Annotated in this window: 11 protein-coding genes and 1 pseudogene; 9 read left to right on the forward strand and 3 right to left on the reverse strand. The window is 65.9% G+C overall.

The features are described 5' to 3' along the window. Together L288_RS29415 and aroQ are read right to left on the reverse strand one after the other, a co-directional pair. Positions 1 to 201: pseudogene (locus L288_RS29415) on the reverse strand (acetyl-CoA carboxylase biotin carboxyl carrier protein); the annotation flags it as partial. An 83-nt stretch (positions 202 to 284) separates the two neighbouring features. Continuing rightward, on the reverse strand, positions 285 to 725 hold the full coding sequence (gene aroQ, locus L288_RS29420; protein WP_021237768.1) for a type II 3-dehydroquinate dehydratase: 441 nt from the start codon (positions 723 to 725) through the stop codon (positions 285 to 287). A 123-nt stretch (positions 726 to 848) separates the two neighbouring features. Here aroQ and thiS point away from each other — a divergent pair, with 123 nt between their 5' ends. The 7 genes from thiS (at position 849) to L288_RS29450 (ending at position 8,181) form a co-directional block, all read left to right on the forward strand. Beyond that, complete coding sequence (gene thiS / locus L288_RS0121440) at positions 849 to 1,850, forward strand: sulfur carrier protein ThiS (protein ID WP_021237769.1); 1,002 nt, start codon at positions 849 to 851, stop codon at positions 1,848 to 1,850. Between the two features lie 178 nt (positions 1,851 to 2,028). Further along, on the forward strand, positions 2,029 to 2,739 hold the full coding sequence (locus L288_RS29425; RefSeq protein WP_021237770.1) for a CoA transferase subunit A: 711 nt from the start codon (positions 2,029 to 2,031) through the stop codon (positions 2,737 to 2,739). Beyond that, on the forward strand, positions 2,739 to 3,374 hold the full coding sequence (locus L288_RS29430) for a CoA transferase subunit B (RefSeq protein WP_030538975.1): 636 nt from the start codon (positions 2,739 to 2,741) through the stop codon (positions 3,372 to 3,374). The genes L288_RS29425 and L288_RS29430 overlap by 1 nt, the downstream gene beginning before the upstream one ends. 10 nt (positions 3,375 to 3,384) lie before the next feature. After that, the gene (locus tag L288_RS29435; protein ID WP_021237772.1) at positions 3,385 to 3,825 is read left to right on the forward strand and encodes an HIT family protein; all 441 of its coding nucleotides are present in this window, start codon (positions 3,385 to 3,387) and stop codon (positions 3,823 to 3,825) included. A 50-nt stretch (positions 3,826 to 3,875) separates the two neighbouring features. Continuing rightward, positions 3,876 to 5,174, forward strand: a complete 1,299-nt coding sequence (locus tag L288_RS29440; protein WP_021237773.1) for a glycosyltransferase family 4 protein — start codon at positions 3,876 to 3,878, stop codon at positions 5,172 to 5,174. 120 nt (positions 5,175 to 5,294) lie between these two features. Next, a complete protein-coding gene (locus tag L288_RS29445) occupies positions 5,295 to 6,917 on the forward strand; it encodes a capsular polysaccharide export protein, LipB/KpsS family (RefSeq protein ID WP_021237774.1) in 1,623 nt (540 codons plus the stop codon). Beyond that, positions 6,910 to 8,181 carry a capsule biosynthesis protein gene (locus L288_RS29450; protein ID WP_021237775.1) on the forward strand — a complete coding sequence of 424 codons (1,272 nt, stop codon included), beginning with the start codon at positions 6,910 to 6,912 and terminating at the stop codon, positions 8,179 to 8,181. Before L288_RS29445 ends, L288_RS29450 begins: the two co-directional genes overlap by 8 nt. 127 nt (positions 8,182 to 8,308) lie before the next feature. Here the strand turns inward: L288_RS29450 and L288_RS29455 are convergent, their stop codons facing one another. Continuing rightward, positions 8,309 to 9,130: a phosphotransferase family protein gene (locus L288_RS29455; protein ID WP_051209628.1), complete on the reverse strand. Its 822-nt coding sequence runs from the start codon at positions 9,128 to 9,130 to the stop codon at positions 8,309 to 8,311. 157 nt (positions 9,131 to 9,287) lie between these two features. Between L288_RS29455 and L288_RS29460 the strand changes: the two genes are divergently transcribed. Both L288_RS29460 and L288_RS29465 read left to right on the forward strand, forming a co-directional pair. Beyond that, entirely contained in the window at positions 9,288 to 10,034 is a 747-nt protein-coding gene (locus tag L288_RS29460; RefSeq protein ID WP_021237777.1) for an HAD-IIB family hydrolase, read from the forward strand. A 21-nt stretch (positions 10,035 to 10,055) separates the two neighbouring features. Continuing rightward, on the forward strand, positions 10,056 to 11,127 hold a 1,072-nt coding region (locus L288_RS29465; protein ID WP_021237778.1), incomplete at its 3' end, for a molybdopterin-dependent oxidoreductase.

The following is an 11,127-nucleotide window of genomic DNA, read 5'->3' on the forward strand; positions in this document are numbered from 1 at the left end:
AGCGGCCATGGGGGCCGCCGCGACGGGCGCGGGCGCATAGGCGATGGCGTTGCCGCCACCCGCCTTGCGCGCGACGCGGATCTTGCGATCGCCGTCCTCCACCTCGATTTCCGTCAGGTTGGTGTCGTCGAGCAGCGCGGCAAGATCCCGCACCAGCTGCACGTCGACCTGCATTGCGCCCTTTTCAGCCTTGTCGTTCATTTGAAGTCCCTGGACGGTGAATATCGTTTATGATGCCCGCGCCTATGCGCATTTGGGGCGAAGCGCAACTTTCGAACGACAAGTCACAATTCGAGCGCGGCTTCCAGCGCCAGCATGTAGGACATCGCGCCGAAGCCCGCGATGGTTCCCTTCGCCGCCATGCCGACATAGCTTTTGTGGCGGAAGGGTTCGCGCTTGTGCGGGTTGGACAGGTGTACTTCGATGACGGGCACCGTGACGCCCTTGATCGCATCGTGCAGGGCGATGGAGGTGTGGGTGAGGCCGCCGGCATTGAGGATGACGGCATGCGCGCCTTCCTCATGCGCTTCCTGAAGCCAGTCGATCAGATGGCCTTCATGATTGGACTGGCGGAAATCAATCTCCACATGCGCGCGCTGCGCCGCATCCTCCATCCGTTCTGCAATGTCGTCGAGCGTGTCATAGCCGTAGATTTCCGGCTCCCGCGTGCCCAGCATGTTGAGGTTGGGGCCGTTCAACACATAGATTTTCCGCGCGTCGGCCATGGCATTTCCCCTAAGCATGTTGCGGCAGGGGCGTCGCGGCCCCTATATGCTGCGCTGATCCTTAGCCTTTCGTGTCGCGCCAAGTCGAGACACGTTCTTTCGATTGAAGACAGGACAAGAGCATTGCACGTCGACGGCACATTATCGATCACCATCAATGGCGAGCATCGCCGCGTGCGTGCGGGCATGACGCTGGCCGAACTGGCGAGCGAACTCGGCTTCGTGCCCGAAAAGGTGGCGGTGGAGCGCAATCTGGAGGTGGTGCCGCGATCGACCCTGGCGCAGGTGTGCGTCGAGGATGGCGACGATCTGGAGATCGTGCATTTCGTCGGCGGCGGCGACGTTTCGGCGGTGGATGACGATAGCTGGACGGTGGCGGGCAAGACGTTCCGGTCGCGGCTGATCGTTGGCACGGGCAAATATAAAAATTTCGAACAGAATGCGGCGGCGGTCGCGGCTTCCGGGGCGGAGATCGTCACGGTGGCGGTGCGGCGGGTCAATGTGTCCGACCCAAAGGCGCCGATGCTGACCGACTATATCGATCCGAAGAAGATCACTTACCTTCCCAACACGGCGGGCTGCTATACCGGCGAGGAGGCGATCCGCACGCTGCGGCTGGCGCGGGAAGCGGGCGGATGGGACCTCGTCAAGCTGGAGGTGCTGGGCGAGGCGCGGACGCTCTATCCCGACATGGTGGAAACGCTGCGCGCGACGGAGATATTGGCCAGGGAAGGCTTCAAGCCGATGGTCTATTGCGTCGACGATCCGATCGCGGCCAAGCGGCTGGAGGATGCGGGCGCGGTGGCGATCATGCCGCTGGGCGCGCCGATCGGGTCGGGACTGGGCATCCAGAACCGGGTGACGATCCGCCTGATCGTGGAGGGCACGAAGCTGCCGGTGCTGGTGGACGCGGGCGTGGGCACGGCATCCGAAGCGGCCGAGGCGATGGAGCTGGGCTGCACCGGCGTGCTGATGAACACGGCGATCGCGGAGGCCAAGGACCCGGTGCTGATGGCCGCCGCGATGAAGGCTGGCGTCGAAGCGGGGCGCATGGCCTATCGGGCGGGGCGGATGGGCAAGCGGATGTATGCCGATCCGTCCAGTCCGCTGGCGGGGTTGATCTAAGCGATCGGCAGTTGCGCGCCAAGTTCAGCATGACGGTTGAAGGGAGGCGGCGCTCTGTAATGTGCGAAGCGCCTGCATCCCTCATCCTGCGCCCTCGCAGTAATTTCGCCATCGCAGCAAATTGACCCTCCGGCCGCTTCGCCCTATGGGCAAAGCCGGTTCAGGAGGAGGAAAAGCGATGGTCAAGAAGCTCTACCCCGATGCTGCGTCTGCGTTGGAGGGCCTTCTCTTTGACGGCATGCAATTATGCGCGGGCGGTTTTGGGCTTTGCGGAATTCCTGAACGGTTGATCGACGCGATCCGTGATTCGGGCGTGAAGGACCTTACCATCGCTTCCAACAATGCCGGGGTCGACGGCGAGGGGCTGGGCAAGCTGCTGCGCACGCGGCAGGTGAAGAAGATGATCTCCTCCTATGTCGGCGAGAACAAGGAGTTCGAGCGGCAATATCTGGCGGGCGAGCTAGAGGTGGAATTCTGCCCCCAGGGGACGCTGGCGGAACGCTGCCGCGCGGGCGGGGCGGGCATTCCGGGCTTCTACACCAAGACGGGCGTCGGCACGGCGGTGGCCGAGGGGAAGGAAGTCAAGGTCTTCGACGGACAGGAATATATATTGGAACGCGGCATCTTCGCCGACCTTGCGATCATCAAGGGGTGGAAGGCCGACGAGAGCGGCAACCTGATCTTCCGCAAGACGGCGCGCAACTTCAACGCGCCGATGGCGACGGCGGCGAAGATCTGCGTCGCCGAGGTGGAGGAAGTGGTGCCCGTCGGCAGCCTGGACCCCGACGCGATCCACCTGCCCGGCATCTATGTGAAGCGCATGATCGTCGGCGCGCCGTACGAGAAGAAGATCGAATTCCGCACCGTTCGCCAGAGGGAGGCCGCCTGATGCCCTGGACCAGAGACGAGATGGCCGCGCGCGCGGCGAAGGAGCTGAAAGACGGCTTCTACGTGAATCTGGGCATCGGCATTCCGACGCTGGTGGCGAACCATATTCCGGCGGGCGTGGAGGTGACGCTGCAATCGGAAAACGGCATGCTGGGCATCGGCCCCTTTCCCTATGAGGGGGAGGAGGATGCCGACCTGATCAACGCGGGCAAGCAGACGATCAGCGAACTGCCCAACTCCGCCTATTTTTCCAGCGCCGACAGCTTCGCCATGATCCGGGGCGGGCATATCGATCTGACCGTGCTGGGCGCGATGGAAGTGGCGGAAAATGGCGACATCGCCAACTGGATGATCCCCGGCAAGATGATCAAGGGGATGGGCGGCGCGATGGACCTGGTCGCGGGCGTCAAGAAGATCATCGTCGTCATGGAGCATACGTCCAAGGACGGCAGCCCCAAATTCATCCCCGCCTGCACCCTGCCGCTGACCGGCAAGAATGTGGTGGACATGATCGTCACCGACCTGTGCGTGTTCCAGCGGCCGGACCATGACAGCCCGTTCAAGCTGATCGAACTCGCGCCGGGCGTGACGGCGGAGGAAGTCGCCGCTAAGACAACGGCTCATTATCTGAGCTGAGGAATGTGGCATGAGCCTTGAGGGCGTTTACGACGAGGGCAATGTCTTTGCACTGATCCTTCAGGGGAAAATCCCTTCGACCAGGCTGTATGAGGATGAGCACACCTATGCCTTCCTTGACATTCAGCCGCAGTCGAAGGGGCACAGCCTGGTCATTTCCAAATGGTCGAAGGCGCGCAACATGCTGGAGATCGAGGATGAGGCGCTGGCCCAGGTGATGGCGACGGTGAAGAAGGTCGCCGCCGCCACGCACAAGGCGCTGGACCCGGACGGCATCCACATCGCGCAGTTCAACGGCGCGGCGGCGGGGCAGACCGTGTTCCACCTGCATTTCCATATCGTGCCGCGCTGGGCGGGCGGCCCGGCGGGCTTTTCCGCGCATGCCCAGGGCAATTTCGCCGATCCCGCCGCATTGGAAGCGCTGGCGGAAGAGATTCGTGCGCAGTTCTGAAATGCGGCGCGGACGGCGGCAGGGCGGCTTCGGGAAAGCGGGGCGGTAGCATGGCGCTCAAGCCGTTCAAGGCACCCGGCGCGCGGCTGGCGCTTCGGGCCAAGCCTGCCAGCCCGTCTTTCGCCGCGAGCGACGGCAAGGCGGAGGTCATATTGGACCTGTCGCGCCTGCTGTCGCGCAGCTTCCATTCCGCGCCGACCGGGATCGACCGGGTGGAATTCGTCTATGCGCGCGAGCTGTTGCAGCGCATTCCCGACCGGCTCGCCTTTGCCGCGGTTCACCCGGCGGGCGGCTATTATGGCCGCCTGAACGGAGCTGCGGTCAGGCAGTTCCTGGCCTTTACCGCAGCGCGCTGGCGCAATGCGGAGAGGCCGGACGAAAAGACGGGCCGGGCGGCGATCATCCGCCACCTGATCGCGCTGCGCCCCCGGCCGGTGCCGCGCGCCAGGGGGCCGCGCGTCTATCTGCAAGTGTCGCCGCATCATCTGGACGACGCCGATCAGGTCGGCGCGATCCTGCGGGCGGAAGGGGCGCGGTTCGTGACGCTGGTCCACGATGTCATCCCGCTGACCCATCCCGAATTCGCGCGTCCGCAGGGCGCTGACGAGCATCGGCGGCGGGTGCGCACGATCGACCGCTACGCCCATGGCATCATCGGCAACAGCCAGGCGACGATCGACGCGCTTGGCCCGCATATGAGCCGGGGGCTGGATGGGCGGACGATCTGCGTCGCCCATTTCGGCGCCGATCCGCCGGACATGCCCGCCGCCGAGGGCTTTCAGATGCCATCGCGGCCTTATTTCGTCTATATCTCCACCATCGAGCCGCGAAAGAACCATCTGCTGCTGCTGAACATCTGGCGGCGGCTGGTCGAGCGGCTGGGCGATGACGCGCCGGTGCTGGTGCTGATCGGCCGCCGGGGCTGGGAAAATGAGAATGTGGTCGATCATCTGGAGCGCGGCGAGATATTGCGCGGCCATGTGATCGAAGCGGGCGAACTGTCCGACAATGAAATGCAGCAGCTTGTCGCCCATGCCCGCGCGATGGTGATGCCGTCCTTCGAGGAAGGGTTCGGCATGCCGGTGGTCGAGGCGCTGGCGGCGGGCGTGCCGGTGATTTGCAGCGACATCGTCGCCCATCGGGAGGTGGGGGGCGATGCGCCCGACTATCTCGACCCGCTCGACGGGCTGGGATGGATGGCGATGATCGACGCCTATCGCCGCCCGGATTCGCCGGAGCGGGCCGCCCAGTTGCAGCGGATCGCCGCATGGCGCGCGCCGACATGGGGCGGATATTTCGATATCGTCATGAAGTTGCTGGATGATGTAACGGCGTCGGCCTTTACTTGACCTGCCTTCACCAGTTCATCAATAGGGCGATGTGGACATGGCCCTTACTGGTGCGCGGCAACGCTTTGTTTCTTCCTGTTCCTGTCGCGGCGCAATGATGGTTCGGCAGGATTGCAAGGCATGAACCGTCTTTCCTTTCTCCGTTCTCCTCCCTTTCCCGGCATCGCCCCTTCGGTGGCGGCGGTCAGCATGGCCAGCGCGGGAGAAGCGGGCGCGGTGTCGGACGAACTGCTGGACGAGATTGCCCGCGCGCGGGTGGGGGGGGCTTTCTGGGGGGCGGTCCGCACAGGCTTTCGCGTGGTGGTTCGTGCGGGGATGGCTGTTCCGGCGGGGACGTTTGACCCTGTCCCCGCTGCGGAGATCGCGGTCGTGGGCGCTACGGATGGATCGCAGCAGGGCGCCCGGATTGACGAAGCGGTGGACCCCTGGGCGCTGGTCGGCGGAGCGCAAGCGGTCCATGCGCCGGAGGATGATGAGCTGGCGATCGTCGCTGGCCTGCTGGACGTGCCGGTGCTTGGGGCCGATGGCCGCCGCATCGATCCGCGACGATTGCGGCAGGCGGCGCGGGCGGCCATCGCTGCGGCGAGCTATCGCGATTGCTTTACCGGCGAACCCGCCAGCGCCGCCGATGCGGTGCGGCAACTCAGCGACTGGCGGCGCATGTTGGAGGCCAATCGCGGCATCGCTGCGGCAACGGGCATGGCCTGGTGGAAGCGGGAGGCGGTGCGCCGTTTCCTGTGGGACGGCACGCGGCCTCCACCGATACTGACGCCGCCAGCGGCGCTGCGCTATGCCGGGCGGGAAAAGGGCGATGTCGCCTTCTGGCCATCGCGCGTGCCCGCCACCTTCATCGCCGATGCCAAGGCGCAGGGCGTGGCCGCCGTGAAGGTGGAGGACGGTTTTCTGCGGTCCAGGGGGCTGGGCGCGGCGTTGACGCCGCCCGGATCGGTGGTGGTTGACCGGACCGGCATCTATTATGACGCGCGCAGCCCAAGCGACCTGGAGACGCTGCTCGCCACCCATGAATTTCCGCCCGCGCTGCTGGACCGCGCGCGCCGCCTGCGCTCTGCGATCCGGGCGGGGGGCGTCACCAAATATGGGCTGGAGGCGGGCGGCATGCCGCATCTCCCCTCCGGCAAGCGGACCGTGCTGGTGGTCGGGCAGGTGGAGGACGACCTGTCGGTGCAGCATGGCGGCGCGGGGGTCGCGGGCAATCTGGGCCTGCTGGAGCGGGCGCGGGAGGTGGAGCGGGATGCGCATATCATCTACCGCCCGCATCCTGACGTGCAGGCGGGGCTGCGCAAAGGGCATCTGAGCGATGCGGCGGTGCTGCGCCATGCCGATGTCATCGACACCGGCGCGCCGTTGATGGCGCTGGTGCAGGCCGTCGATGACGTGCATGTGCTTTCGTCCCTCACCGGGTTCGAGGCGCTGCTGCGCGACCGGCCGGTGACGGTGCACGGCATGCCTTTCTACGCCGGATGGGGCCTGACGCGCGATCTGGCCCCGCCCAATCCGCGCAGGGGCCGCCGATTGACCATCGACCAGCTTGTGGCGGCCGCCCTCATTCTCTATCCTCGCTATCTGGACCCGGTCACGCAATTGCCCTGCGGTCCTGAAATCATGGTGGAGCGGATGGCGGCCGGTGCGCACTCGCCAATATCATGGCTGGTCCGGTTGCGGATGGTTCAGGGAAAAATACAAAGATTTATGACATTGTCCGCCGAGCGTCTCCATGGCTGACGCGCCTGCCAAGACCTTCCTTTTCCTTCAGGGGCCGCACGGACCCTTTTTCGCGATGCTGGCCGACGCCTTGCGTGAGCGCGGGCACAAGGCGTTGCGGATCAACATCAATGGCGGCGACAAGGTCGACTGGCCGGGGGAGGCGACGGACTATCGCGGCACCTTCCGCAACTGGCCGCTTTTCTTCGATGATTTCATCGTTCAGCATGATGTGACCGACCTCATCCTCTATGGCGATTGCAGGCCCTATCATGCGTCGGCGCACAAGATGGCGCGGCTGCGCGGCCTGCGCGTCCATGTGCTGGAGGAAGGCTATATCCGGCCCGACTTCATGACGTTGCAGGAAGACGGGGTGAACGGCAATTCCACCCTGCCGCTGGACCCGCAATGGTATCTGGAACAGGCGCGCGGCCTGCCGCCCGAACAGGGGGGGACGGAGCCGCAGATCCCGTCCACCTTCCGCCAGCGCGCGGTCAATACGACGCGCAACGGCCTGGCGTCGGCGATGATGCGGCCGGTCTTCCCCTTCTATCGCACGCACCGGCCGCAGAGCTTCGCGCTGGAGGCGGCCGGATGGTTCAAGAAGCTGATGCTGCGCAAGGGCGACAAGCTGGCGGCGAAGGCGGAATGGGAAAAGGTCAAGGACAGGCCCTATTTCACCCTGCCGCTGCAACTGGATTCGGACTATCAGATCCGCGTCCATTCGCCCTTCGGCAATATGCGCGCGGCGCTGCGCTTCGTGATCAAGAGCTTCGCCCGCTACGCCCCGCCCGAAACATCGCTGCTGGTGAAGCGCCATCCGCTGGATTCGGGACTGGTCGCCTGGGAAAGGCTGACGCGCAGGCTGGCGGCGCGCTATGGCGTGGGGGACCGGGTCTTCTACCTGGCGGACTGGGACATTGCGCAGGTGGTGGGCCGGTCGCTGGGCGTGGTGACGGTGAACAGCACCGTGGGCACGCTGGCGCTGAACGCGGGCAAGCCGGTGGTCGTGCTAGGACATGCCGTCTACAAGGTGCCGGGGGTCGTCTACAAGGGGACGCTGGACGAGTTCTGGCTGGACCCCGGCGCGCCGGACGAGCTGTTGTATGCGGCGTTCCGGCGGGTGCTGATCGACCGGTGCCTGATTCGCGGCGGCTTGCTGAGCGAGAAGGGGCTGACCATGCTGGTGCGCAATGCGGTGGAGCGGCTGTGCTCCACGCGCGATGCGAAGCCATTGCCGGTGGAAAAGGACAGGCGGCCGGTGGCGTTGCAGCGGGCCGGGTGAGCCGGGATAATAGCTGACATCCGTTCGGACTGAGCGAAGTCGAAGCCCTTGCCTGAGCGCGGCGAAGGCTTCGACTTCGCTCAGCCGGACCCTTCGACAAGCTCAGGGCGAACGGAAAGCCGAAGCGTTAAACGGGTACGAAGCGCGGCAGCCCGGCCCTGGCGAGGGCGCGGTTGAGATAGGCGTGAAAGGCCCGGTCGCGCACGGATGGCCGGGCGCGCAGCCAGGCGAGGGCGACCACGGGCCGCCAGAGCGATAGCTGTTCCCGGTGGAGGCCGCTGTGCTGGCGGTAGGCGCGGCCAAGGCGTCCGGCGGCCCAGTCGCGCCAGAGCGCCGTCACCGGATCGGCCGGGCCTTCGCCAAAGCGCATCAGCATTTCGGCGCGCACCATGTCGGCGGCGGGATGGCCGATGGCGGCCTTGGCCCAGTCGAGGATCACCGGGCGGCCATCGCGGATGATGATGTTGTCGATGTGGAAATCGCCATGCAGCAGATGGTCCGGCAGCGGCAGCGTGGCGAGATAGGCGCAGGCCGCCTGCTTGAGGGCGGCGGGGGCGGGGCCGTAATTGATGTCGGTTTCGATGACCGAATTGACGGTGCGCAGGCCGGATACCCGCCGGTCGTGGATCGCCGCCAGAAGCTCTGCCATCTCGCCGAGCAGGGCGGACGCGCGATAAGGATATTTGCGGATCGTGGCGGCGAGCGGTGTCCCGGTGACTTCGGGATAGATGAGCGCGGGCAGTCCGTCCACGGCGGTGCGGCGGGCGGGGGCGGCGGTGGGAAGATCATGAGCCGCCGCCAGCGTGGCCGCGGCCATTTCCCGCTGGATCATCTCTTCGGAAACGGCCGCATGGAAGACCTTGATGATCTGGCCGCCGCCGATGCGGAAGACATGCGAGCTTTTGCCCTTGCCGAGCAGCACCCAGTCATCTTTCGGTCGAGAGGCCATGTGCCGGGGATTTCCTTGGGACAATATGGGCGAGCCGCCTGGGGAATGGCGAGCCGGGCCGATTTATTCCCTTTTGCGGCATTTGCCGACAGCCAATTTGATGATAGCGGGCCGGGGGTGGCGAGCCACTTTGTCAGTATTTGCGGGAGCTTGTGGAATGAAGGAGCTGATTGCGTTCGATCTGGACGGAACGCTGGCCGAAAGCAAGCAGCCGCTGGGCGAGGAGATGGGGGAGGCGATCGCCCGCCTGCTGACCGTGGCGCATGTCGCGGTGATTTCCGGCGGGGACTGGCCGCAATTCGACAAGCAGGTCGCCAGCCGCCTGCCCGCCCATGCGGACCGGGCGCGCCTGTGGCTGATGCCGACGACGGGGACGAAGCTCTACACCCACAGGGACGGCGCATGGTCGCCCGTCTATGCCGAACTGTTCGACGAGGCGCAGAAGCAGCAGATCTTCGCCGCCTTCGACGCATCACTGGAGGCGACCGGATTCGTGCCTGAGGAAGTGTGGGGCGAACGGATCGAGGATCGCGGCAGCCAGATCACCTTTTCCGCGCTGGGGCAGCAGGCGCCCATCCATGCCAAGGAGGTCTGGGATCCCGATTTCGCCAAGCGCCGGGTGATCCAGGCGGATTTGCGCCAGCGCTTGCCGGGGCTTTCCATCAACATGGGCGGCGCGACATCGATCGACATCACGCGCGAAGGGGTGGACAAGGCCTATGGCCTCAAGAAATTGCGGGATGCGAGCGGCATCGCGCTGGAAGCCATGATGTTCATCGGCGACGCGATCTTTCCCGGCGGCAATGACTATCCGGCCAAGGAATTGGGGCTGGACACGGTGCGGGTGCGCGATCCGCAGGAAACGCTGTCGGTGATCGACGCGATCGTCGCCTGCCAGAAATGACGCCAGTGACCTGATCCGGTCATGGCGATTGTGCGAACGCTTTGCGGCCAGTGCCCGGTCGGGTGCGGCATCCGCGCCGTGACGGGCGAGGGGCGCGAGTTGAGCTTTGCGGGCGATCCCGTCCACCCGGCAAATAGCGGCCAGCTATGCGCGAAAAGCGGCGCGATCGAGGATATGGCGCCGCTGGATGGGCGGCTGCTCCATCCGATGGCGGGCGGCCGCCGCGCCGGATGGGACCGGGCGATCGCGCAGATCGCGCGCAGGCTGGCCAGCATCCTTGCGCGGCATGGGCCGGACAGCGTCGCCCTTCATGTGCCGGGCAATCTGCTGACGGAGGATTATTACGCCGCCAACAAGATGATGAAGGGGTTTATCGGGTCGGCCCATATCGATGCAGGCTGGCGCAGCGACGATGTCGAAGGGGCCTATCGCGCCGCGCTGGGCGAGGATGTGGCGCCGGGGACCTATGAGGATATCGACGCGGCGGACATCATCCTGCTGACGGATGCGGCGGCGGCGGAGCGATACCCGATAGTGATGGGCCGCATCCAGGCGGCGCGGGAGGAGGGAGCAGCCCGGCTGGTGGTGCTGACGTCCGGCGGGAAGCTGCCGGTGAAGGGCGCTGACCTGACCGTCACCGTGGCCGCGGGGACGGAGGGGGCCTTGCTGAACGGGCTGCTGGTCCATTGCCATGACAGCGGCGCGCTGGACCGCGAATTTCTGGACCGGAGCGTGGATGCGCCGCCGGGCTTCTGGGACGGGCTGAGGGCCGGGCATGACCTATGGTCGGTCGCCCGGCGTTGCGGGCTGGCTCCGGCGGAATTGCGGGCCTTTTACGACCTGCTGGGTGCGAGCGGGCGCGTCGTCACGCTGCATCAGGGCGGCCCGGCCGGGAGCGGGGAGCTGGCGCGCGCGGTGCTGAACCTGCATCTGGCGATGGGGTGGATCGGCAGGAAAGGCGCGGCCCCCATGCCGCTGCCCGCCGCCCCCAATGCGATGGGCGGTCGGGAAGCGGGATGCTACAGCGGCGAGCTGGCGGCGCATATGGATTTTTCCGCCGCTTCGGTGGCGCGGGCTGCGCGCTTCTGGGGCG

This window comes from Sphingobium quisquiliarum P25 (assembly GCF_000445065.1).
In the GTDB taxonomy this organism is placed as follows: Bacteria; Pseudomonadota; Alphaproteobacteria; order Sphingomonadales; family Sphingomonadaceae; genus Sphingobium; species Sphingobium quisquiliarum.

Excerpts from the sequence above, each read along its gene's own strand:
- aroQ (WP_021237768.1), bottom strand. The coding sequence starts at position 725 with ATGGCCGACGCGCGGAAAATCTATGTGTTGAACGGCCCCAACCTCAAC.
- L288_RS29425 (WP_021237770.1), top strand. The coding sequence starts at position 2,029 with ATGGTCAAGAAGCTCTACCCCGATGCTGCGTCTGCGTTGGAGGGCCTT.
- L288_RS29430 (WP_030538975.1), top strand. The coding sequence starts at position 2,739 with ATGCCCTGGACCAGAGACGAGATGGCCGCGCGCGCGGCGAAGGAGCTG.
- L288_RS29435 (WP_021237772.1), top strand. The coding sequence starts at position 3,385 with ATGAGCCTTGAGGGCGTTTACGACGAGGGCAATGTCTTTGCACTGATC.
- L288_RS29440 (WP_021237773.1), top strand. The coding sequence starts at position 3,876 with ATGGCGCTCAAGCCGTTCAAGGCACCCGGCGCGCGGCTGGCGCTTCGG.
- L288_RS29445 (WP_021237774.1), top strand. The coding sequence starts at position 5,295 with ATGAACCGTCTTTCCTTTCTCCGTTCTCCTCCCTTTCCCGGCATCGCC.
- L288_RS29450 (WP_021237775.1), top strand. The coding sequence starts at position 6,910 with ATGGCTGACGCGCCTGCCAAGACCTTCCTTTTCCTTCAGGGGCCGCAC.
- L288_RS29455 (WP_051209628.1), bottom strand. The coding sequence starts at position 9,130 with ATGGCCTCTCGACCGAAAGATGACTGGGTGCTGCTCGGCAAGGGCAAA.
- L288_RS29460 (WP_021237777.1), top strand. The coding sequence starts at position 9,288 with ATGAAGGAGCTGATTGCGTTCGATCTGGACGGAACGCTGGCCGAAAGC.